At 69.4% G+C, this 21,067-nt stretch carries 20 protein-coding genes; 12 read left to right on the top strand and 8 right to left on the bottom strand.

All coding sequences use genetic code 11. The annotated features are described in order from the left end of the window. Positions 1 to 157 precede the first annotated feature (157 nt). Complete coding sequence (locus tag ACGFZW_RS02470) at positions 158 to 484, bottom strand: winged helix-turn-helix transcriptional regulator (RefSeq protein WP_393891113.1); 327 nt, start codon at positions 482 to 484, stop codon at positions 158 to 160. Between the two features lie 159 nt (positions 485 to 643). On the opposite strand from ACGFZW_RS02470, the gene ACGFZW_RS02465 reads away from it, so the two are divergent. After that, positions 644 to 1,243: a carboxymuconolactone decarboxylase family protein gene (locus tag ACGFZW_RS02465; protein WP_393891112.1), complete on the top strand. Its 600-nt coding sequence runs from the start codon at positions 644 to 646 to the stop codon at positions 1,241 to 1,243. A 28-nt stretch (positions 1,244 to 1,271) separates the two neighbouring features. On the opposite strand, the gene ACGFZW_RS02460 is transcribed toward ACGFZW_RS02465, so the two are convergent. Beyond that, the gene (locus tag ACGFZW_RS02460) at positions 1,272 to 1,925 is read right to left on the bottom strand and encodes a maleylpyruvate isomerase N-terminal domain-containing protein (RefSeq protein ID WP_393891111.1); all 654 of its coding nucleotides are present in this window, start codon (positions 1,923 to 1,925) and stop codon (positions 1,272 to 1,274) included. Between the two features lie 143 nt (positions 1,926 to 2,068). On the opposite strand from ACGFZW_RS02460, the gene ACGFZW_RS02455 reads away from it, so the two are divergent. Continuing rightward, complete coding sequence (locus tag ACGFZW_RS02455) at positions 2,069 to 2,383, top strand: hypothetical protein (protein WP_393891110.1); 315 nt, start codon at positions 2,069 to 2,071, stop codon at positions 2,381 to 2,383. Positions 2,384 to 2,625: 242 nt separating this feature from the next. Next, positions 2,626 to 3,144 (top strand): cupin domain-containing protein, encoded by a 519-nt coding sequence (locus tag ACGFZW_RS02450; RefSeq protein WP_393891109.1) that lies wholly within the window; start codon positions 2,626 to 2,628, stop codon positions 3,142 to 3,144. Positions 3,145 to 3,405: 261 nt separating this feature from the next. Here ACGFZW_RS02450 and ACGFZW_RS02445 read toward each other — a convergent pair whose 3' ends face one another. The 3 genes from ACGFZW_RS02445 to ACGFZW_RS02435 form a co-directional block, all read right to left on the bottom strand. Then, entirely contained in the window at positions 3,406 to 3,906 is a 501-nt protein-coding gene (locus ACGFZW_RS02445) for a DinB family protein (protein WP_393891108.1), read from the bottom strand. Between the two features lie 116 nt (positions 3,907 to 4,022). Beyond that, positions 4,023 to 4,439, bottom strand: coding sequence for a VOC family protein (locus tag ACGFZW_RS02440; RefSeq protein WP_393891107.1), 417 nt, complete (start codon positions 4,437 to 4,439; stop codon positions 4,023 to 4,025). 10 nt (positions 4,440 to 4,449) lie between these two features. Further along, the gene (locus tag ACGFZW_RS02435) at positions 4,450 to 4,845 is read right to left on the bottom strand and encodes a helix-turn-helix transcriptional regulator (protein ID WP_393891283.1); all 396 of its coding nucleotides are present in this window, start codon (positions 4,843 to 4,845) and stop codon (positions 4,450 to 4,452) included. 475 nt (positions 4,846 to 5,320) lie between these two features. Between ACGFZW_RS02435 and ACGFZW_RS02430 the strand changes: the two genes are divergently transcribed. Further along, complete coding sequence (locus ACGFZW_RS02430) at positions 5,321 to 7,723, top strand: ATP-binding cassette domain-containing protein (RefSeq protein ID WP_393891106.1); 2,403 nt, start codon at positions 5,321 to 5,323, stop codon at positions 7,721 to 7,723. Between the two features lie 192 nt (positions 7,724 to 7,915). Then, positions 7,916 to 9,037: a M20 family metallopeptidase gene (locus ACGFZW_RS02425; protein WP_393891105.1), complete on the top strand. Its 1,122-nt coding sequence runs from the start codon at positions 7,916 to 7,918 to the stop codon at positions 9,035 to 9,037. A gap of 59 nt (positions 9,038 to 9,096) precedes the next feature. Here the strand turns inward: ACGFZW_RS02425 and ACGFZW_RS02420 are convergent, their stop codons facing one another. Further along, positions 9,097 to 10,560 (bottom strand): MFS transporter, encoded by a 1,464-nt coding sequence (locus tag ACGFZW_RS02420; protein WP_393891104.1) that lies wholly within the window; start codon positions 10,558 to 10,560, stop codon positions 9,097 to 9,099. 231 nt (positions 10,561 to 10,791) lie between these two features. Next, complete coding sequence (locus tag ACGFZW_RS02415; RefSeq protein WP_393891103.1) at positions 10,792 to 11,397, bottom strand: dihydrofolate reductase family protein; 606 nt, start codon at positions 11,395 to 11,397, stop codon at positions 10,792 to 10,794. Between the two features lie 245 nt (positions 11,398 to 11,642). Between ACGFZW_RS02415 and ACGFZW_RS02410 the strand changes: the two genes are divergently transcribed. From ACGFZW_RS02410 to ACGFZW_RS02395, 4 genes are all read left to right on the top strand, one after another. Next, positions 11,643 to 11,993 (top strand): hypothetical protein, encoded by a 351-nt coding sequence (locus tag ACGFZW_RS02410; RefSeq protein WP_393891102.1) that lies wholly within the window; start codon positions 11,643 to 11,645, stop codon positions 11,991 to 11,993. Between the two features lie 22 nt (positions 11,994 to 12,015). Beyond that, positions 12,016 to 14,169, top strand: coding sequence for a telomere-associated protein Tap (gene tap, locus ACGFZW_RS02405; protein ID WP_393891101.1), 2,154 nt, complete (start codon positions 12,016 to 12,018; stop codon positions 14,167 to 14,169). A gap of 5 nt (positions 14,170 to 14,174) precedes the next feature. Beyond that, entirely contained in the window at positions 14,175 to 14,729 is a 555-nt protein-coding gene (gene tpg, locus ACGFZW_RS02400) for a telomere-protecting terminal protein Tpg (protein WP_393891100.1), read from the top strand. A 179-nt stretch (positions 14,730 to 14,908) separates the two neighbouring features. Further along, a complete protein-coding gene (locus ACGFZW_RS02395; RefSeq protein WP_393891099.1) occupies positions 14,909 to 15,649 on the top strand; it encodes a VOC family protein in 741 nt (246 codons plus the stop codon). A 120-nt stretch (positions 15,650 to 15,769) separates the two neighbouring features. On the opposite strand, the gene ACGFZW_RS02390 is transcribed toward ACGFZW_RS02395, so the two are convergent. Beyond that, positions 15,770 to 16,825 carry an endonuclease/exonuclease/phosphatase family protein gene (locus tag ACGFZW_RS02390; RefSeq protein WP_393891098.1) on the bottom strand — a complete coding sequence of 352 codons (1,056 nt, stop codon included), beginning with the start codon at positions 16,823 to 16,825 and terminating at the stop codon, positions 15,770 to 15,772. 343 nt (positions 16,826 to 17,168) lie between these two features. Here ACGFZW_RS02390 and kdpF point away from each other — a divergent pair, with 343 nt between their 5' ends. Genes kdpF through kdpB form a run of 3 tightly spaced genes read left to right on the top strand, consistent with a single transcriptional unit; the run spans position 17,169 to position 21,066 of the window. Further along, complete coding sequence (gene kdpF, locus ACGFZW_RS02385; protein WP_046925563.1) at positions 17,169 to 17,258, top strand: K(+)-transporting ATPase subunit F; 90 nt, start codon at positions 17,169 to 17,171, stop codon at positions 17,256 to 17,258. Between the two features lie 8 nt (positions 17,259 to 17,266). After that, a complete protein-coding gene (kdpA, locus tag ACGFZW_RS02380; protein WP_393891097.1) occupies positions 17,267 to 18,931 on the top strand; it encodes a potassium-transporting ATPase subunit KdpA in 1,665 nt (554 codons plus the stop codon). Then, entirely contained in the window at positions 18,928 to 21,066 is a 2,139-nt protein-coding gene (kdpB, locus tag ACGFZW_RS02375) for a potassium-transporting ATPase subunit KdpB (RefSeq protein WP_393891096.1), read from the top strand. Before kdpA ends, kdpB begins: the two co-directional genes overlap by 4 nt. The last annotated feature ends 1 nt before the right edge of the window (position 21,067 follow it).

Raw genomic sequence — 21,067 nt, 5'->3', positions numbered from 1 at the left:
CTATGTACTGGACGTGGTCCTGAGGTGTGCACGGAGCGGCTGAGAGGCGGCGCATCCTGCCGCACGCAACGAGCGGAGTCCGTGGCTCAGGCGCTCCATATGGTGGCGCGTCATCCCCCTGGCTGAGGACTCACTTGGCCCCGGTCGAGCAGCCTGTTCAGGTGGTCTCGGTGGTGCCGGTGGTGCGCGCGCCGAGCTCCGCGGCCCAGCGCTCCGACCAGGAATGCAGGCCGCCGAGTACGTCGAGCGCCTCCTCCCCGAGCGCCGTCAGTCCGTAGCCGTCATCGGGTCCGACGACGGGGCCTGCGCCAGGGCCGCGTTCCACCAAGAGAGCTTCCGACAGCTCGATCAGGCGTTGCCGCAGCACGCTCGACGACATGCCGTCGCACCGCTGTTGCAACATGCGGAACCCCACCGGCTGATCACGCAGTTCCCAAAGGATTCGCAAGGTCCAGCGCCGTCCGAACAGGTCGAGTGCGGCCATGAGGGGACGGCCCGTGGTGGAGCCGCGAACTCGTCGGCCCGGTCGTGGAGTTGAGGGCATGTTCGCTCGGTGCTTCCTCTCGAAGGGACTGGTGCTTCGATTTCAGAAACACTACTCTCTCCGGTGATTCGAAAATCGAAGCACGGTGGAGGGAGTGGGATGCCTGAACGGCTACCGCCACTGGAACAGCCCTACCTGCCGGAGACCGCGGCAGTATTGCGCCGGATGATGCCCGGCGGCGAGGAGCCCATCGCGCTCTTCCGCATGTACGCGCGCAACCGGCATCTTGCCGAGGCCCTGCACAGCTGGGGCTCCTACCAGCTCAGCCGCCGGCTCGGCCTCGGGCTGCGCGACCGCGAAATCGTCATCGACCGCACCTGCGCCGTGTGCGGCTGTGAGTACGAATGGGGGGTGCACGTGGCTCGTTTCGCCGCACGCGCCGGGCTCACCCCCGCGCAGATCGGTTCGCTGACCCATGGCACGAGCGCGGACGCCTGCTGGACAGCCGAACGCGACCGGCTGCTCCTGGACGCCGCGGACGCGCTCCACACCGACCACGACATCGACGACGCGCTGTGGACCCGTCTCAGCGCCGAGTTCAACCCCGAGCAGCTCCTCGACCTGTTCATGCTCTGCGGCTGGTACCACGCCATCAGCTTCACCGCCCGCGCCGCCAGGCTCGCACCGGAACCCGGCACACCACGCTTCCGCGACTTCCGGCCACCTGGCGTGGCCGCCCGGAGCGCGCCTGGTACGTGATTCGATCCCTGCCCGCCACCGGGGCCGATCAGCCGAGGATGAGCGGGAGCTTCGCGGCGAAATCGCCCAGCGTGGCCGTCTCCGCGGCGGTCGGTGTGCGACGTCCGGTGCCGATCAGCAGGGCGTCCTCGTCGGAGAGCGAGACGGGGAACGCGGTCCCGGCGATTTTCTCCAGCGCCGCTCGTGCGGCCGAGAGGGTCTCGGCGGGCGGCTCGGCGGCCGACGGCAGATGCGCGATCAGGTCCAGGTGGTGCAAGGACCATTCGAGCAGGTAGGCGGAGAGGTAGTCGCCGGTGGTCAGCACCTGGTCGCGGGTGCTGACGCGGACGGTGGGATCGGCGAATTCGGCGGCGCGGCCCGCGGCTGAACCGACGTCGTCGAGGTGGAACTTGAGCCATCGCGGCTCGCCGTACGCCGCGGCCAGCCGGGGAATCAGCGCATCGAGCGGGTCCTCGCCTGTCGGGGGTTCGACGAGCTCCCAATAGGTGACCGCGTCCACGGTCGCTTCGGCCTCGGTGGGCGTGACCAGGGTGATCAGAACGTCCTGGGCATCGATGACCAGGTGACACACGAGGTCCCGCACGAGCCAGCCGGCGCAGCCGGACGGCCGCTCGAAATCCTCGTCCGGGAGTTCGGCGACCGCGGTGCGCAATGCCGCCCAAGAGCGTGAGAAGAGATCCACTGCGGCACGGTAACGCCGTACCGAAACGCGGACAAGCGCATTTCGCACCGTCGGTTCGCGCCCTTGCGGTCCGCCGGATCCGATCTCGTGACCGGTGGCGCACGGAGGCGCGCTTCTCGGCCGGGCGACGCTGTGGTGGCACGATGGCCACCATGTCGGGTCAGGTCTGGGTGGCACTCATATCGTTGGGCGGCGTTGTCCTCGGCGGCCTGTTGTCCTACCTCGTCCAGCACAGGACTCAGGTCTCGGCGGAGCGTGCTGAACAGCAACGGCAGCAGATCGGAGTGTCGGAGGCTCGCCGCGCGGAACGACTGGCGTTGCTGGAGCGGTTCGTCGAGGTGGGGGCCGAGGCTGAACGCTCCGCCTTCAGAGGCTTGCCCAACGGCGAGAGCGTGCGGGATTACCTGGAGGACGATCGGCTGGCGTTCCTGGACGCGGCCCGTGCGGTCATGGGGTAGCGCACCGCGGACTCGGAGATCTCCTACGGGACGGCCGTGAGGAGTTCTCGATGCCGGGCCGCCAAGCTCGCGGACTCACCCATTGCCACCGCCGTACAGGACAGGCCCAACCGCCGGCCCGTACTGATGGCCTAGGTCTCCGGTCCTCATTCCGGGGTCCACCAAGATCACCCGGAAGCCCGATGCCGCCGTCGTGGGGCGGGAGCCATCATGCCGGTGGAGACCAGCCAAAGGAGAGCATCATGTCGTACCCGGAAGACCTCACCTACCCCGAGCCTCGCTACCACGGCGACAGGGGCGAGGTGAATGCCACCTTCCGCCCGGCCAACACCCCGCCGGACATCTCCTCGCCCGGCGGCTCGACGCATTACCTCGCCACCAACGAGTCGACCGGCGGTGAATTCGGCCTGTACAGAGTGGATCTGGGGGCGCGGGCCGCCGGAGCCAAGACCCACTTCCACAAGGCCATGTCGGAGTCCTTCTTCATCCTCTCCGGCGAACTGGAGCTCTACAACGGCGAGAACTGGGTCACGGGACGCGAGGGGGACTTCCTGTACGTACCGGTCGGTGGTCTGCACGCGTTCAAGAACGTGACGGACGAGCCCATGTCCATGCTCATGCTCTTCTCCCCGGGAGCTCCCCGCGAGGAGTACTTCGAGCGGGTAGGGGAGATGGCGCAGCGCGGTGGCGAGGAACTCAAGCAGTTTCGCATCCGGCACGACAGCTACTTCGTGGAGGACTTCGAGCCCGGGGCGGAGTAGTCCGTGTGATCCACGCCATCGGCGTCCTCGGCCGAGTGCATTCCAACGGGCCCAAGAAGCACGGGAAGTGGAGGGAGCGGTGGTGTGCCGTGGCGTCGTCGAGCCGACGCCACGGCCTCGTTTCGCCGCCGGGTCCTGAGACTCGCGATGGAGGGTGCCGCCCCGGCCCGAGCAGTCGAACACCTCGGCTTCATAAGGGCGTTGGCTTCGCTGGACGTCAACTGCCTGTCCTGGCGGCCGCCTGCTCCTGTGGGACGGGAGTTACCGACCCGTGCTGCCGTCGATCTGCTCGCGCAGGATGTCCGCATGGCCGGCGTGCCTCGCGGTCTCCTCGATCATGTGCACCAGTACCCACCGCATCGACGGTGGAGGCGTCTCACGCAGCGAGCGGACTCCGGTCCGGTTCAAGTCCTCGCATGCTGCCGCTACTTGGTTGCTTCTCGCGATCGCGTCCCGGTAGGCCTCCAGCGCGTCGTGAACCGTCTCGTCCGCGCACGATGCCTCGTCATCCCACGGGTCGGTCCCGGTGCCTTCATAAGCCCATGCGAACCAGTTGAGTTCGACCGCTGTCAGGTGCTTGACCAGCCCGAGCAGGCTTGTGCCCGAGTCCACCCCCGGCCTGCGGGCTTCCCGCTCCGGGACGCCGACCACCTTTGCCGCGACGGCATCGCGCAGGTAGTCGAGGAAGGTCAGCAGTGTGGTCTTCTCGTCGGCGTTGAGCCCCGGCGGCCGCAGGTCGGCGCGCGAATCCGTCTCGGTCATCGCCCGAGGCTACGACAGGGTGGACACCCGCCCACAGCCAATTTCGCCGCCTCGTCTTCCCGGGCGCCCGTAAGCGCCGCGCCGGGGGCCGGGCCCCTGGTCGGGGCCCGGCGAGCTCACTTCTTGAGAGGCTGGGTGAAGCGCAGCATGTTGCCTGCGGGGTCGCGGAATGCGCAGTCGCGGACGCCGTAGGGCTGGTCCATCGGTTCCTGCAGCACCTCGCCGCCCGCGGCGCTGATGCGCTCGAAGGCCGCGTCGCAGTCGTCCGTCGCGAAGAGGACACCGCGCAGCAGGCCCTTGGCCATCAGCTCCGCCATGGTCTGTCTGTCTGCCGGTGAGGCGTTCGGGTCGGCCAGCGGCGGTTCCAGGACGATGTTCACATCCGGCTGGGAGGGTGCCCCGACGGTCACCCAGCGCATCCCCTCGAACCCGACGTCGTTGCGTACCTCGAGGCCGAGCACATCGCGGTAGAAGGGGATCGCCTTGTCGTGGTCGTCGACGGCGATGAAGGTGGTGGAAAGCCTGATGTCCATGCCGTTCACGCTACGGCTGAGCGGCGGGGTTTGCTTCTCCATTCCTGACCGGTCGCGTGTGGATCTTGGCGATACAGGCAGGGATGGCAGCGCCGTGATCATGGCTCCGGGCCCGATAGCTGCTCGGGCTCTCGCCGACGAGCTCGGTGAATCGCGAGCTGAACGATCCCAGCGACGTACAGCCGACCGCGAAGCAGACCTCGGTCACCGAGAGGTCGCCGCGCCGGAGGAGCGCCTTGGCCCGCTCGATGCGGCGGGTCATCAGGTAACTGTAGGGCGTCTCGCCGAAAGCGGCGCGGAAGCTGCGGGAGAAATGTCCGGGCGACATCAGGGCGTCCCGTGCGAGCGCCGGGACGTCCAGCGGCTCGGCGTACTCGCGGTCCATCCGGTCGCGAGCCCGTCGCATCCGGACGAGGTCGTCGAGGCTCTGACGTCTCACCCGATCAGTTTCCCACAGCACCCGAGGCGTGGGGGAGGACGAGCCGGACACGTGGAGCCCGGCGCCCGGACCGGTTCCGGTGACCGGGCCGATTTCGGTGGCCGGACCGATCAGGAATGGAGAAGCGCGCGTCACGGAGCTGCACATAGCGTGACCGCCATGGACATCTCCATGGACGACTTCGTCCTTGCGTCGAGGAGGGCCCCGGGCGGGATCAGCCGGACGGACGTCGCGCGGCCGCTGCCGAGGCCGCGAGCTCGCCCCGCGCCTCCGCCGGCCCCGACACTCCGGTAGACCGCGGGCTGCGCCGCGATCGCGCCGGTGAACGGACCGTGCCGCGATCGCGCCGACCCAGCAGAATCAGATGTACCGCTCGCAGCAGACAGAGCCAGGCGACGACGGAGACCGCGAAGGCGGGTCCCGCCCAACAGATGGAGACACGATGAGCATGGCCTCGAGGACGCACAAGAAGTCGCCTGTGCCGCACGTCGCCGACAGCCACGACCTCATCCGCGTGCACGGCGCACGCGAGAACAACCTCAAGGACCTCAGCATCGAGATCCCGAAGCGTCGCCTGACGGTCTTCACCGGCGTCTCCGGCTCCGGCAAGAGCTCGCTGGTGTTCAACACCATCGCCGCGGAGTCGCAGCGGCTGATCAACGAGACCTACAGCTCGTTCGTGCAGGGCTTCATGCCGACACTGGCGCGGCCCGAGGTCGACGTCCTCGAAGGACTGACCACCGCGATCATCGTCGACCAGCAGCGGATGGGTGCCGACCCGCGCTCCACGGTCGGCACCGCCACCGACGCCAACGCGATGCTTCGCATCCTCTTCAGCCGGCTCGGGAAGCCGCACATCGGCTCGCCCAACGCGTTCGCCTTCAACGTCCCCACGGTCCGGGCGAGCGGCGCGATCACCGTCGAGCGCGGCGACAGGAAGGCGGTGAAGGCGACCTTCACCCGCACGGGCGGCATGTGTCCGCGCTGCGAGGGCCGGGGCTCGGTCACCGACTTCGACCTGTCCGCGCTCTACGACGACAGCAAGTCGCTCAACGAGGGCGCGCTGACGATCCCGGGCTACAGCATGGACGGCTGGTACGGACGCATCTTCAGGGGCTGCGGCTTCTTCGACCCGGACAAGCCGATCCGCAAGTACACCAAGCGCGAGTTCCACGATCTTCTCCACAAGGAGCCGACCAAGATCAAGGTCGAAGGCATCAACCTGACGTACGAGGGGCTGATTCCGAAGATCCAGAAGTCGATGCTGTCCAAGGACGTCGACGCGATGCAGCCGCACATCCGCGCGTTCGTGGAGCGGGCGGTGACGTTCGCCGTCTGTCCCGAGTGCGACGGCACCCGGCTCAGCGAGGCGGCCCGGTCATCCAAGATCAAGCGGATCAACATCGCCGACGCCTGTGCGATGCAGGTCAGCGACCTCGCCGACTGGGTGCGGGGGCTGCGCGAGCCATCTGTCGGGCCGCTGCTGGAGTCGCTGCGGCAGACCCTCGACTCGTTCGTCGAGATCGGCCTCGGCTACCTCAGCCTCGACCGCCCGTCGGGCACGCTCTCGGGCGGCGAGGCGCAGCGCACCAAGATGATCCGCCACCTCGGATCCTCGCTCACCGACACCACCTACGTCTTCGACGAGCCGACGATCGGCCTGCACCCCCACGACATCCAGCGGATGAACGACCTGCTGTTGCGCCTGCGGGACAAGGGCAACACGGTGCTCGTCGTGGAGCACAAGCCGGAGACGATCGCGATCGCCGACCACGTCGTCGACCTCGGCCCCGGAGCCGGCACGGAAGGCGGCACCGTCTGCTTCGAGGGCACGGTCGAGGGGCTACGGGCCGGCGGCACCACCACCGGCCGCCACTTCGACGACCGGGCCTCCCTCAAGGAGACGGTGCGAAAGCCCACCGGGACGCTGGAGATCCGCGGCGCGACGGCGAACAACCTGCGGAACGTTGACGTCGACATCCCGCTCGGGGTGCTCGCCGTCGTCACCGGAGTCGCCGGCTCCGGCAAGAGCTCGCTCGTGCACGGATCGCTGCCTCACCGGTCGGGAGCCGCGGGCGAGGACGTGGTGCCGATCGACCAGAGCGCGATCCGCGGCTCGCGACGGAGCAATCCGGCGACGTACAGCGGGCTGCTCGACCCGATCCGCAAGGCGTTCGCGAAGGCCAACGGCGTGAAGCCGGCGCTCTTCAGCGCCAACTCCGAGGGCGCCTGCCCCGCCTGCAACGGCGCCGGCGTCATCTACACGGATCTGGCGATGATGGCCGGGGTCGCCTCCACCTGCGTGGAATGCGAGGGGAAGCGGTTCCAGGCCGAGGTGCTCGAGTACACGTTCGGCGGCCGTGACATCAGCGAGGTCCTCGGGATGTCGGTGGCCGAGGCCGAGCAGTTCTTCGGCGCCGGCGAGGCGCGCACGCCGGCCGCGCACAAGATCCTCCTGCGGCTCGCCGACGTCGGCCTCGGCTACCTCAGGCTCGGCCAGCCGCTCACCACACTGTCCGGCGGCGAGCGGCAGCGGCTCAAGCTGGCCACCCACCTGGCCGAGAAGGGCGGCGTCTACGTCCTCGACGAGCCGACCACCGGCCTCCACCTCGCCGATGTCGAGCAGCTGCTCGGCCTGCTCGACCGGCTGGTCGACTCCGGCAAGTCCGTCATCGTCGTCGAGCACCACCAGGCGGTCATGGCGCACGCCGACTGGATCATCGACCTGGGGCCGGGCGCCGGCCACGACGGCGGAAAGATCGTCTTCGAGGGCACGCCCGCCGACCTCGTCGCGGCCCGCTCCACCCTCACCGGCGAGCACCTCGCGGCCTACGTCGGCGGCTGACCGAACCTCACGGACCCAGTGGGACGAGCGCCGCCGGCTGCCTCGGCTCGTCCCACGCCGTGCCGTCGGGTGGCGGACACGCGAGCAGGGGGAACCAGTCGCCCATCGGGGCCGGTTCGGGGCCGGTTCAGCCCTCGATCCGGGCCCGAACCGACATCTGGCCCGGCCCTGCGTGCCAGCTACCCTTGCCGCATGACGATGCACAAGGCCGTCCGTGTGAGCGTCGAGGCGATGCTCGAGGACCTCAGGACGCTCGTGGAAATCGAGTCTCCCTCGCGCGATCTCGACGCCTTGAAGGCATCGGCCGAAGCTGTCGCTGCGGTCATCGAAAGCCGCCTCGGCGGACAGGCAGTTCTCGTGAAGAGCGAGGCCGGGCCGCATGTGCACTGGTCGGCCGGTGGCGATCCCGAAGTGCTGATCCTCGGTCACCACGACACCGTGTTTCCGCTCGGCACCCTTGAACGCCGCCCCTTCAGGGTCGAAGACGGGAACGCGACCGGCCCCGGTGTCTTCGACATGCTCGGCGGTCTGGTGCAGGCCATCCATGGCCTGGCGGCGCTCGACGACCTGTCAGGTGCGGAGATCCTGGTGACCGCCGATGAGGAGGTGGGTTCGCGTTCCTCCCGCGCTCTCATCGAAGAACGAGCTCTCGCCTGCGGCGCGGTACTGGTGTTCGAGGGTGCCGCCGAAGGCGGGGGCCTGAAGACCGGCCGCAAGGGCTGCGGCACGTTCCAGGTCTCCATCACGGGCCGGGCGTCGCATGCCGGTCTCGAGCCCGAAGCAGGGGTCAACGCCCTGGTGGAGGCGTCCCATCAGATCCTGGACATCGCCGCCCTCGGCCGACCCGACATCGGCACGACCGTCACCCCGACCGTCGCGTCCGCGGGCACCCTGGACAACGTCGTCCCCGCTGAGGCGACCGTCATCGTCGACGTCCGGGTCGAGTCGGCCGAGGAGAAGGAGCGCATCGAGTCCGCGTTCGCGGCGCTGGCTCCACATCTCGACGAGGCGGAGATCAGGGTTGCGGGAGCCGTCGGCCGGCCCCCGATGCCTGAATCGACGTCGACCGAGCTCTTCGCCGCGGCAAGGAGCCTGCTCCCCGGCCTCGAAGGCAAGGCGGTCGGCGGCGGGAGCGACGGCAACTTCACGGCCGCGTTGGGGGTGCCCACACTCGACGGCCTCGGAGCGGTCGGGGGCGGCGCCCACGCCGACCACGAGTACCTGGTGATCGACGCCATGGCCGAGCGGGCGAACCTTGTTGCCGGACTGGTGAAGGCTGTTCGAAGTGGCGCCGTGCACAGCGAGAACGAGTAGCGCCCTGGGCGATCCGTGAGCGACCACGAGAGGCCGCGGTCTGCCTTCCGGACACGCCGTCAGCAGCGGCGGGTCTGGTAAGGCACAGGGGAGAGGCGCGGTTCTGCCGGCGCAGGGCAGCGGGGCCAGGCGATGAGAAGGGTCAGCGCGATGCCGCCGGCAACCACGTACAGGGCGGTGCTGATCCCGTTGGCGGTGGCGATGCGCAGCCGCTCGCCGGAGAGGCCGTCGAGACCGGCGGTCGCGACCAGGACGAGGAGGGCGAGTCCTACGGCCGCGCCCACACCGGAGCCGGTGGAGGCGATACCGGAGGCGATGCCCTGTTCGCGGTCGGAGATCCCGCTGGCCGCGGCGATGAACATGGTCGTGAAGACCACGCCGTCACCGACGCTGAGCGCCACCAGGCCGGGGATCAATTCGGCGTACGTGCCGTCCGGCGTGATCGCGAGGGCTAGCCCGACCGCGCCCAGCGCACCGATGCCGAGGGCGGCGACCAGGGTGACTCGAAGGCCGAACCGTGTCACGAACTGGCCGGCCGCGGTCGAGCCGGCGACCACCACCGCCGTGGGGATGAGAAAGGCGGCTCCGGTCTGCAAGGCGTCGTAGCCCAGGATTTCCTGGAAGTAGAGGGACAAGAAGTAGAGCACCGAGCCGAACGTCGCCATGAACATGAACGCGATGACGACTCCGGTGACGAGGTCGCGGTGGGAGAGCAGCCGGGGCGGCATGAGCGGATCGTCACTGCGCCGCTCGACGAAGACGAAGACCCCGATCAGCAGCACGCCCGCCACGACGCTGACGAGGATGCCCGGTGAGAGCCAGCCGAGTCCGGGTCCTTGCACCAGAGCGAAGACGACCAATGTGACGCCCAGGGTGACGCTGAGCGCACCGGGCAGGTCGAACTTGCGGCCCCGCTCGCGCTCACCGTCCTTGGGGATCACCACGAACGTCAACAGCAGCGCAGGTCCCGCCAAGGCCACGTTGACCAGGAACACCGCTTCCCAGCCGAACGCCTGGGTCAGAACACCACCGAGCAGCACGCCGATCACGAGTCCGGCGGCGCCGGCGCCACCCCAGACCCCCAGTGCGCGATTGCGCATCCGGCCTTCCCCGAAGGTGGTGTTGATGAGTGCCAACGTGGTGGGGAAGACGAGGGCGCCGCCGAGACCCTGGACGGCACGGGCGGCGAGCAACGTCCCGGGCTCGGTCGAGAGCCCGCCCGCGAGAGCTGCCGCGGCGTAGAGACCGAGACCGGTGGCCAGAATGCGGCGACGTCCCAGCAGATCGGCCGCGCGCCCGCCGAACAGCAGGAAGCCGGCCGAGGCCACCGCGTACGCACTGATGACCGACTGGAGGGTCTGTGCCGAATACCCGAGGTCGCGCGCGATATCGGGCAGGGCCACCACCACGATGTACTGGTCGAGGGAAACGATCAGCATGGCGAACGACAGGAGCGCCAGTGTCGCGGTGTCGCGGTTCCACCCCAGACCGCCGGGCGCGGATGACGTCTCGATGCGGCGCAAGAGGAGCACTCCTGGTGATCGGGCAGACCTGCGCGTATGGCCGGCGGGGCCTTCAGCCGGTTCGGGGGTGACCCTCGCCGGGAGCGGACACCCGCCGAGACCCTACACAGCTCACCGTCCCCGACCTGTCATCAACACCCGGGGCAATCAGAGGGACGCCGCAGCGGGACGCACTGCCGGTGGCCTGCGAGGGAGCGTGAAGATGTCCTGCTCCAACTCCGGGGCAGATCGTCACGTTGCCAGGCCGGCTCCCCGCACGGGGTGAGGTCGGTAGCAGGCGATGATGACGCCGGTGGCAGTCGTGGTCGCCTCGACGACATCGAACCCGGTGGGGGCGAAGCCCTCGGTGAACAGGCGGCGTCCGGTGCCCAGGACGAGCGGATGGATGCAGAGCAGGTATTCGTCGATGAGGCCGAGCGGGGCGAGGGATCGGATCAACGCGCCGCTGCCCATGATGTGCAGGTCGTCGCCGGGGGCCTTCTTGAGGTCGGCGACCGCCGTGGGAATGTCGCCGCTGAGCCGTGTGGAGTTCGGCCACGGCAGAGGCTCGGTCAGCGTGTTGGATGCGACGTACTTCGGGGCGTTGTTGAGGGCGTCGCGGAACGGGCTGTCCTGGGTGTTCCAGTGGGTCAGAACGTCGTGGTAGGTACGGCGGCCCAAAAGGTACCCGCTGCTCGCTTTCAGGCGCCGGCCCCATGCCTTCGTGATGGCCTCGTCCCCGCCGCGCTCGGCTGCCCAGCCGCCTTGGGTGAACCCGTCCCGGATGTCCTCATCGGAGCGGCCGGGTCCTTGCATGACGCCGTCCAGGGTGACGTGGTTGATGGCGACGACCCTCATGGCACTCCTACTGCTGATGAAGGCGGCAGACATGATGTGGGACTGCAGATCATGGAGAAACTCATCGATCCTTGCCGGCCGACCCGGCGCTTCCCGCGATCGCCACCCACGGCTGGGCTCCTTGCACCGGGTCAGTGACCCTTCGCGAGGGATCGCCGAGACCCAGTTTATCAGCCGATAAAACAGATTGCTCTGCGGTACAGTTGCGTTGATTGGCTGATAGCGGTAGAGGGAGGCGAGGGCGGATGCTGGCCGTGGATGTGCGTCAAGGACTTCGGCAGGGCCGCACCGTCGCGGAGGCCGCCTCCCGGGCCTGGCGCTATTCGGAGCAGACCATCATGCAGCACGGCGATTTCCTGCTCGCCTTCGTCGACGGCAGTGTGTGCGTAGGGGCGTTCGAAGTGCTCGGCAACACCCCCGGCACCGACGGCAAGTACGTCCTCGACCTGGCCCCGACACCGCGCTTCCAGTGGGCGCTCGGGCGCCGGCTTCCGCTGCCACCCGGCCGTAATCCCGCACGGATTCTCACCGGCCAGCATCTGCGGGCCTTCCTCGACGCCGACCCGCACTACGCCCACCACACCGGCCAGGACTGAGCCGAAGGGATCCCGCACCGAGATGGCCAGCCGCACACCCGACCCCGTCGAAACCCTGCTGAAGTCCGGGCCGCGCCGCACCACGCTGCCGGAGCCCGCCCAGCGGGCCCGGTTGCGCACCGACTACGGCCTGAGCCAGGCCGAGGTCGCCGAAGCGCTCGGCGTTGCCCGCAACACCGTTGCCGGTTGGGAGTCGGGCCGCAGCGAACCCCAGGGCGCGACCCGGGCCGCGTACGCCAAGCTCCTCGAGGGGATGGCCGCGCAACTCGCTCCCCGGCCCGAGGCCGTGCCGCCGACGCGGACCGCGCACACCGGCCAGGAACCGCCGGCACCAAGCACCACCCCTCAGCCGACGCCCGCCCGCCCGGCCACCAGCCGGCGGCGCCCGGCGGCCCACGATGGTCCGCGCGCGAAGACCGCGTCACGGGCCACGGCGACCGCCCCCGCCGATCGGCGCCTCGATTCGCGCGCGAGGACCGCGCCACGGGAGACGGCCGCCGCCCCTGCCGATCCCCGCTTCGCCGACGGCCCCCTCGTCGTCCTGGACGGTGACGGCACGGCCTACGGCGTCGGCGGCATCGTGCTGGACTGCCCGGCCACCGACCTGCCCGCTCTGGTGGACTGGGCACTGTGGGAGGCGAAGCTGGGCGCGCCGCGCTTGCACCGGCACGGGAAGGACGCCGACCCGCTGATCGTCCTCACCGACCGGGCCGCCGACCGTCTCGGCCTTCCCCTCGTCCTCGAAGACCGCCGCGGCCTGCGTCTACCCGACGACCACCCGGCGGTGCGGGGGCTGGCCCGCGCCGAGTGGCAGCTCACCCGCCGCGGCTTCGGCCCCTGGGCCAGGATCTACCGGCCCGCCCGGGAGGGCCGACGCCAGTGCGTGCAGCTTGCCGTCCTGCCCTGGGGGGCGCTCGACACCCGTGCATGGGGGAACGCCGACCAGCTGGAAGCTCCCGAACTCGCCCAGGTCCTCGGCGACTACGCCACCCGTGTGATCACCCCGCGCGGTTCGGCCGCGGTCTGCGGGCTGGAGCTGATGACCGCCCTGCGTCCGCCCACCCGCCCGGTCAAGGACGCAGCGACCGGCACCTGGGCCTCGGGCCCGAACTCCGGCGCTCTCACCCAGGCGGTGGACCCAGCCCCGCCGGAGGCCCCGGACGAGCATCCCGTTGTCGCTTCCCTCTACCCCCGCGGCCACCGGCGCACGGCGGCCGAAGTCCTCGACGAGGAAGCGTATGAGTGGATCCGGGATCCGGAGCTGCTCACCGACACCGAGTGCGCGCGGCAGTTCGCGGTCGGCGTCGACGTCAACATGGCCTTCGCTGCCGCCGCCAATCGGCTCACCCTCGGCCTGGGCGCACCCGTCCACGTCAAGGCCCCGGTCTTCGACAAGACGGTCCCGGGCAGCTGGCTCGTCGACCTCTCCCACATCGACTTCGACCCGCGCCTCCCCAACCCCTTCACCCCGCACGGCGCCCGTCCCGAAGGGCCCGCCTGGTACGCGACCCCCACCGTCGCGTACGCCGCCGAACTCGGCCACGACGTCACGCCGATCGAGGCCCACGTGCGCCCCGAGAGCGGTCCGTATCTGGACGCCTGGTACACCCGGCTGCGCGACGCCTACTTGGCCGTCATGGAGCGCCTCGGCGTCGTCTCCGGCATGAGCGAAGCGGACTTCCTCGCCGCGATGGAGCACCACAAGGACGCCGACCCCGCCCAGGCCGCCGTGCTGTCCGCGATCAAGGCAACCGTCAAGGGCGGCATCGGGAAGCTGCGCGAACGCCCCCAGGGCTCCGGTTACCGGCCCGGGCAGCGCTGGCCGTCCCTGGAACGCCCCACCTGGCGGCCCGACATCCGCGCCGCGGTCATCTCCGCGGCCCGCATCAACATGCACCGCAAGATGCTCAAACTCGCCGACGGCGCAGGGCTGTTCCCGATCGCCGTGCTGTCCGACTGCGCCGTCTACCTGTCCGACGGTCCCGGCCCGCTCGACTTTCTGCCCCGCACGCCCGACGGCAAGCCGCTGCCGGGCGGCTTCCGCCTCGGTGTATCGCCGGGCATGGTCAAGCACGAGGGCACGCAGTCGATGATGTGGGCGGCACAGATGCTCGACGAAGGCCACAACCCCGCCCGGCACATCAAGGGCGCCGACGCCGCCGCATTCGGAGAGTAGGGACCGTGGGCATCTTCAGCGACAGTATCGAGAAGGCCACCGCCAACACCTTCACCCGGCCCGTCCCCAAATCTCCGCGGGCCCAGATGCGTTTCCTCGTCAAGAGCGAGAAGGGCACCAAGGCCGCCGCCGAACGCCTGGGCATTTCCCAGCGCACCGTCGAGCGTTACCTCACCGGCCAGATCAAACGCCCCCGCAAGGACCTCGCCGCCCGTCTCGCCGAGGAAGTGCGCAAACGCTGGCAGCCCCGCATCCGTGAGCGGGCCACGAAGCAGGCCGCCACGACCGGTGGCATCGTCATCGAAACCCGCGCCCGGCTCGGCTTCACCGCTGCTCCGGGCAGCACCGACGACGCCCGTATCCGCCTGATCACCCAACATCTGCCCCCCGCCTACGCGGCCCGCCTCTTCGACGCCCACGCCGCCGGAGCGAATGATCAGCAACTCCAGGCCATCGCCGCCGAAGGTCTGCAGGAGATCTACTTCAAGGACCGCGGCCGCCGGGCCTCCGGCTTGCAGGTGGAATTCACCGACATCGACTACGTCGAGATGGACTTCTAGGACTTCGGTCCCGCCCGCTGTGATGCCGCCCGGTTGTGACTCAGCGCCTCACCCGGCGTGTGAGTGGCGGGCCTGAACGCCATGGGTGGGCGAGCCGACCGTTGCGCTGGTCAGAGAGCTGTTCTCTGTTCGGTGCCGGTGCGGAGGTCGTTGTGGAGGGGACGCATAGGATCGCCGGCATGGCACTGCGACCTGTTCAGGTGAACATGAAGGCTCTTGACGACTCGGCGCTCGGCCGGTTCTGGGCGGAGGCGCTCGACCGGAGTATTTCCAGCGAGGGGCCCGGTGTGACCAACGTCGAGCCCGTCGGCGGCCCCGTCTGGCCGGATCCGGCCGTCTTCTACGTCGACGTCGTCGCCGTCCCGGAACCCAAGACGAACACGAAGAACCGTGTGCACCTCGATCTCGCCACCACCTCTGCGGCTCATCAGGCGGAGTTGGTCGCGCGCCTCAGGAGCCTCGGTGCGACGCCCGCCGACGTGGGCCAGGGCAACGTGCCGTGGACGGTCCTCGCCGACCCGGAGGGCAACGAGTTCTGCGTGTTGGAGCCTCGGGAGATCTACCGGGACACCGGGCCGATCGCCGCGGTGGTGGTCGACTGCGCGGATCCGCGGGTCATGGCCCGGTTCTGGGGCGAGGCGGTGGACTGGACTCTGCACGAGGTGACCGACGATCAGGCGGTGATGCGATCCGCCGAGGGCGCCGGCCCGTATCTCGAGTTCCTCCGCACGCCCGACGTGAAGACCGTGCCGGACCGCGTTCATCTGGACCTGCTGCCGTACCCCGGTGACGACAAAGCAGCGGAGGTGGCCCGGCTGCGGACCCTCGGCGCCACCGACCTCGACCTCGGCCAGGGCGACGTCCCGTGGACGTGCCTGGCCGACCCGGAGGACCACGAGTTCTGCGTCCTCGCCCCCTGACACGGAGCCTTGGCGGCGAGAGCTTGCGGGTCGGGGCGAGACCAGCTCTCCCCGACCACAACACCCAACTCGCCAACTGAGGCGCTGAGTCACACCGTTCCTCTGTGCCGTGCCTCGTCTTCAGCCGAGCGTGATCCGGGCGGCTATCGGCAGGTGGTCACTTCCGGTGGCGGGCAGGGTGCGGAGGTGGACCACGGTCGCCGAGCGCGCCATGACCTGGTCGATCCGGGCCACGGGGAAGACGGCGGGGAAGCTGAAGGCGAAGCCCCGTTCCGCCGCGTTCATCCGTGAGGTCAGCGGTGCCAGCCCACGGTCGTCGACCGTGCTGTTGAGGTCGCCCAGCAGGATCACCGATCGCAGTTTCTCGGCGGCGACGGCCTTGCCCAGCAGACCGGCGCTTTCATCACGCCGGGAGGATGCGAGCCCGCCCGCGCCCACGCGGACCGAGGGCAGGTGCGCGACGTACGCCGCGATCTCGCCGTGCGGCGTACGGACCACGGTCCGCAGCCCGCGGCTCCAGGTCTTCGTGAGCCCCCGAGGCTTGATGTCCAGCAGTCGGCTGCCGGTCAGCGGATGCTTCGACCAGAGGCCGACGGTGCCCCGGACGGCGTGGTGCGGGTAGTCCGTGGCGAGGGCCTTCTCGTAGACCGGCAGTGCCCGGGGCGTCAGCTCCTCCAGCGCGATGAGGTCGGGGCCGGCGCCGGCCAGGGCGCGGGCCGTGCCCACCGGGTCGGGGTTCTCGTCGCTGACGTTGTGCTGCACGGCCACCACCTCGTATGCGGCGCTGTTCGCCTCGGGCAGGAGCAGTCCGCCGAAGAGGTACGTCCAGGCCGCAACCGGCAGGAGCAGGGCCACCAGCACCGTGGCCGAACGGCGCAGCAGGGCCAGGCCGAGCAGCACCGGGACCACCAGGCCGAGCCAAGGCAGGAACGCCTCCAGCAGGCTTCCGAGACGACCCACGGAGTTGGGCACGGCCCGGTGGAACGCGAGCAGGCCGGCCGTCAGCACCGCGAGTGCGGCCGGCGCCCGCCCCCGCCTCCAGGCCGACCGACTGCTCGCATTCCCCTTCGTGTCCCCGTCGGGAGCGCATCGTCCGGTCCGGCGCCGCGTCCACCAGGAGGCTCCTGCCTTCACCCTCGATGCCTCATGACTCCGCGCCCGGGCCCGTTCCACCATGGCTTCCCCTCCGCTGGACCTGCTCCGCCCCAAGACGAGCAGGCAGGTGGATCAGTTCTGCGGGTGTCGCTGTCTGCGTTCCGCGGGGAGCGGCGCGCGAGGCGGAGAGCGTTCGTTTGCGCAGGTCAGGGCGCTTCCGTCAGGGATGTGTCAAGGGCGGGCGCCGGGCCGTAAGGAAGGCGTCAACGGGCGCGGCGGTCGGCCGAAAACACGCTTTCCTCAAGAGGTCAGTTTCCGACCCGGATCTCTTTCAGGAGTGCCTGATGGCCGACGTGGCCTTCATCGTCACCACGATCGCGGTTTTCGCGCTGGTGGCGTTCATCGCCAAGGGGGTGGCGAAGCTGTGACCGTCGAGAACATCGTCGGCCTGATCGTGGCCGTCGCGCTGCTGGGCTACCTCGTCCTCGCCCTTGTGTTCCCGGAGAGGTTCTGAGCACAGAAATGAGCCCCGTCCTCGCTGGTGCGCTCCAGCTGCTCGCGCTGATCGCAGCTCTCGCGCTGGCATACCGTCCGCTCGGCGACCACATGGCCCGCGTCTACTCCTCCAGCAAGCACCTGCGGGTGGAGAAGTGGATGTACAAGGCCATCGGCGCCAATCCCGACGCCGAGATGCGCTGGCCCGCCTATCTGCGCGGGGTGCTGGCCTTTTCCGCGGTCGGTGTCCTGTTCCTCTATCTGCTGCAGCGGCTGCAGGGCAGTCTGCCCGGGTCGCTCGGCTTCTCCTCGATCGATCCGGACCAGGCGTTCAACACCGCGGCGTCGTTCGTGTCGAACACCAACTGGCAGTCCTACTACGGCGAGCAGGCCATGGGACACGTCGTGCAGACCGCCGGCCTGGCGGTGCAGAACTTCGTCTCCGCCGCCGTGGGCATCGCCGTGGCGGTGGCACTCGTACGCGGCTTCGCCCGCGCCCGCACCGGTGAGCTGGGCAACTTCTGGGCCGACCTGGTGCGCGGCACCGTCCGCGTACTGCTCCCGATCGCCGTGCTCGGTGCGATGGTGCTGGTCGCGTGCGGCGCGATCCAGAACTTCGCCGGGATCCACGAGGTCGGACAGTTCATGGGTGGCACCCAGCAGTGGAACGGCGGCGCGGTCGCCTCGCAGGAGGCGATCAAGGAGCTGGGCACGAACGGTGGCGGTTACTTCAACGGCAACTCGGCCCACCCCTTCGAGAACCCCAACGGGATCTCCAACCTCCTCGAAGTCTTCCTGATCCTGCTGATCCCCTTCGCGCTGACCCGCACCTTCGGCCGGATGGTCGGCAGTCTCCGGCAGGGCTACGCGATCCTCGCGACGATGGGCACCATCTGGCTCGGCTTCACCGCACTGATGATGTGGAGCGAGTTCGCCCACCATGGTCCGGCGTTCGACATCGCGGGCGGTGCGATGGAGGGCAAGGAGACGCGCTTCGGCATCAGCGCCTCGGCGATCTTCTCGGTGGCCACCACACTGACATCGACCGGTGCGGTCAACTCCTTCCACTCGTCCAACACCGCGCTGGGCGGCGGTATCAACATGCTGGGCATGCAGCTGGGTGAGATCGCCCCTGGCGGTGTCGGCTCGGGCCTGTACGGCATGCTGATCCTCGCGATCATCGCGGTGTTCATCGCCGGCCTGATGGTGGGCCGTACGCCCGAGTATCTCGGCAAGAAGATCGGCACCCGCGAGATCAAGCTGGCGGCCTGCTACATCCTCATCACTCCGGCGCTGGTGCTCTGCTTCACCGCCGCGGCGATGACCTTGCCCACCCCGGTGCACTCGATGACCAACTCGGGTGCGCACGGCTTCTCCGAGATCCTCTACGCGTACACCTCGGGCGCGAACAACAACGGCAGCGCGTTCGCCGGCCTGAACGCCGACACGCAGTGGTTCAACACCACCATCGGACTCGCGATGCTGCTGGGCCGGTTCCTGCCGATGGTGTTCGTGCTGGCGCTGGCCGGCTCGCTCGCAGAGCAGCGGCCGGTCCCCGCCACGGCGGGCACGCTGCGCACCGAGAAGCCGCTCTTCACCGGCCTGCTGGTGGGCACGATTTTGATCATCACCGGTCTGACCTACTTCCCGGCCCTGGCGCTGGGACCGCTCGCCGAAGGACTGGCGTCATGACCCTCGACGTAAAGAAACACCACGACTCCATGTCCACCACCGCGCCGGCACCCGCACCGCACGCGGACCTGCCCGCGGGCAAGGGGCCCGACACCGGCCGGGTCGGCGGAGGGTTGTTCGACCCCGAACAGGTGATCAAGTCCCTGCCGGACGCGGTACGCAAGCTCGACCCCCGCGTGATGGTCAAGTCCCCGGTCATGTTCGTGGTGCTGGTCGGCTCGGTGGTCACCACCGTCCTGGCCGTCAAGGACCCCGGCGCCTGGTTCGGATGGGCCATCACGGCCTGGCTGTGGCTGACCGTGCTCTTCGCCAACCTCGCCGAGGCCGTCGCCGAGGGGCGCGGCAAGGCGCAGGCGGACACCCTGCGCAAGGCCAAGACCGACACCGTGGCGCGACGGCTCACCGGCGAGGTCGAGAAGCGGGTGCCGGGGACGGACCTGCGCATCGGGGACCTGGTGGTCTGCGAGGCGGGCGACATCATCCCCGGTGACGGTGACGTCGTCGAGGGTGTGGCCTCCGTGGACGAGTCCGCGATCACGGGCGAATCGGCGCCGGTGATCCGCGAATCCGGCGGTGACCGCTCCGCCGTCACCGGCGGGACGAAGGTGCTCTCCGACCGCATCGTCATCAGGATCACGACGAAGCCAGGTGAGACCTTCATCGACCGGATGATCAATCTCGTCGAGGGCGCCGCACGGCAGAAGACGCCCAACGAGATCGCGCTGAACATCCTGCTCGCCTCGCTCACCATCGTCTTCCTGCTCGCCGTCGTCACGCTGAAGCCGTTCGCCCGCTACGCGGGCGCCGACGAGCAGACGTCGATGATCGTGCTGACCGCCCTCCTGGTCTGCCTGATCCCGACGACGATCGGCGCCCTGCTCTCGGCCATCGGCATCGCCGGTATGGACCGCCTCGTCCAGCGCAACGTCCTGGCGATGTCGGGACGCGCCGTCGAGGCGGCGGGCGATGTCTCCACCCTGCTGCTGGACAAGACCGGCACCATCACCCTCGGCAACCGCCAGGCCGCCGAATTCGTCCCGGTGGGCGGTACCACCGACGCCGAGGTCGCGGACGCGGCCCAGCTCTCCTCGCTCGCCGACGAGACGCCCGAGGGCCGCTCCATCGTCGTCCTCGCCAAGGAGAAGTACGGTCTGCGCGAGCGCCATCAGGGCGAGCTGGAGCACGCCGAATGGATCGCCTTCACGGCCCAGACCCGCATGTCGGGTGTCGATGTCGACGGGCGCAAGGTCCGCAAGGGCGCGTCCGGTTCGGTCGCCTCCTGGGTGCGGGAGCGCGGCGGCACCGTCGCCGAGGACGCCGACACGCTCGGCAACGCCATCTCGCAGGCCGGCGGCACGCCGCTGCTGGTGGCTGTCGAGGACGACAGGGGCGCCCGGATTCTGGGCGTCATCCACCTCAAGGACGTCGTCAAGGACGGCATGCGGGAGCGGTTCGCCGAGCTGCGCCGGATGGGCATCAAGACCGTCATGATCACGGGTGACAACCCGCTGACGGCCAAGGCGATCGCCGACGAGGCCGGGGTGGACGACTTCCTCGCGGAGGCGACGCCCGAGGACAAGATGGCGCTCATCAGACGCGAGCAGGCCGGCGGCAAGCTCGTCGCGATGACCGGCGACGGCACGAACGACGCCCCGGCGCTTGCTCAGGCGGACGTCGGGGTGGCCATGAACACCGGCACCTCGGCCGCCAAGGAGGCCGGGAACATGGTCGACCTGGACTCCGACCCGACCAAGCTCATCGAGATCGTCGAGATCGGCAAGCAGCTGCTGATCACCCGCGGCGCACTGACCACGTTCTCCATCGCCAACGACGTCGCGAAGTACTTCGCGATCATCCCGGCGATGTTCGCGGTGGCCTACCCGGGCCTGGACACCCTCAACATCATGCGGCTGGCCTCGCCCGAGTCGGCGATCCTGTCCGCGGTCATCTTCAACGCGCTGATCATCATCGCGCTGGTCCCGCTGGCCCTGAAGGGCGTGGGGTACCGGCCGATGGCCGCCGACCGGATGCTGCGCCGCAACCTCGGCATCTACGGCCTGGGCGGGCTGATCGCACCGTTCATCGGCATCAAGATCATCGACCTGCTCCTTTCCCTCATCCCTGGCATCGGGTGAC

This window comes from Streptomyces sp. NPDC048248 (assembly GCF_043201875.1).
GTDB lineage: Bacteria > Actinomycetota > Actinomycetes > Streptomycetales > Streptomycetaceae > Streptomyces.
The sequence above is the reverse complement of the archived record's forward strand: the minus strand, read 5'-3'. Positions and strand labels throughout refer to the sequence as shown.

Excerpts from the sequence above, each read along its gene's own strand:
- ACGFZW_RS02470 (WP_393891113.1), bottom strand. The coding sequence starts at position 484 with ATGGCCGCACTCGACCTGTTCGGACGGCGCTGGACCTTGCGAATCCTT.
- ACGFZW_RS02465 (WP_393891112.1), top strand. The coding sequence starts at position 644 with ATGCCTGAACGGCTACCGCCACTGGAACAGCCCTACCTGCCGGAGACC.
- ACGFZW_RS02455 (WP_393891110.1), top strand. The coding sequence starts at position 2,069 with ATGGCCACCATGTCGGGTCAGGTCTGGGTGGCACTCATATCGTTGGGC.
- ACGFZW_RS02450 (WP_393891109.1), top strand. The coding sequence starts at position 2,626 with ATGTCGTACCCGGAAGACCTCACCTACCCCGAGCCTCGCTACCACGGC.
- ACGFZW_RS02445 (WP_393891108.1), bottom strand. The coding sequence starts at position 3,906 with ATGACCGAGACGGATTCGCGCGCCGACCTGCGGCCGCCGGGGCTCAAC.
- ACGFZW_RS02440 (WP_393891107.1), bottom strand. The coding sequence starts at position 4,439 with ATGGACATCAGGCTTTCCACCACCTTCATCGCCGTCGACGACCACGAC.
- ACGFZW_RS02435 (WP_393891283.1), bottom strand. The coding sequence starts at position 4,845 with ATGCGACGGGCTCGCGACCGGATGGACCGCGAGTACGCCGAGCCGCTG.
- ACGFZW_RS02430 (WP_393891106.1), top strand. The coding sequence starts at position 5,321 with ATGAGCATGGCCTCGAGGACGCACAAGAAGTCGCCTGTGCCGCACGTC.
- ACGFZW_RS02425 (WP_393891105.1), top strand. The coding sequence starts at position 7,916 with ATGACGATGCACAAGGCCGTCCGTGTGAGCGTCGAGGCGATGCTCGAG.
- ACGFZW_RS02415 (WP_393891103.1), bottom strand. The coding sequence starts at position 11,397 with ATGAGGGTCGTCGCCATCAACCACGTCACCCTGGACGGCGTCATGCAA.
- ACGFZW_RS02410 (WP_393891102.1), top strand. The coding sequence starts at position 11,643 with ATGCTGGCCGTGGATGTGCGTCAAGGACTTCGGCAGGGCCGCACCGTC.
- tap (WP_393891101.1), top strand. The coding sequence starts at position 12,016 with ATGGCCAGCCGCACACCCGACCCCGTCGAAACCCTGCTGAAGTCCGGG.
- ACGFZW_RS02395 (WP_393891099.1), top strand. The coding sequence starts at position 14,909 with ATGGCACTGCGACCTGTTCAGGTGAACATGAAGGCTCTTGACGACTCG.
- ACGFZW_RS02390 (WP_393891098.1), bottom strand. The coding sequence starts at position 16,825 with ATGGTGGAACGGGCCCGGGCGCGGAGTCATGAGGCATCGAGGGTGAAG.
- kdpA (WP_393891097.1), top strand. The coding sequence starts at position 17,267 with ATGAGCCCCGTCCTCGCTGGTGCGCTCCAGCTGCTCGCGCTGATCGCA.
- kdpB (WP_393891096.1), top strand. The coding sequence starts at position 18,928 with ATGACCCTCGACGTAAAGAAACACCACGACTCCATGTCCACCACCGCG.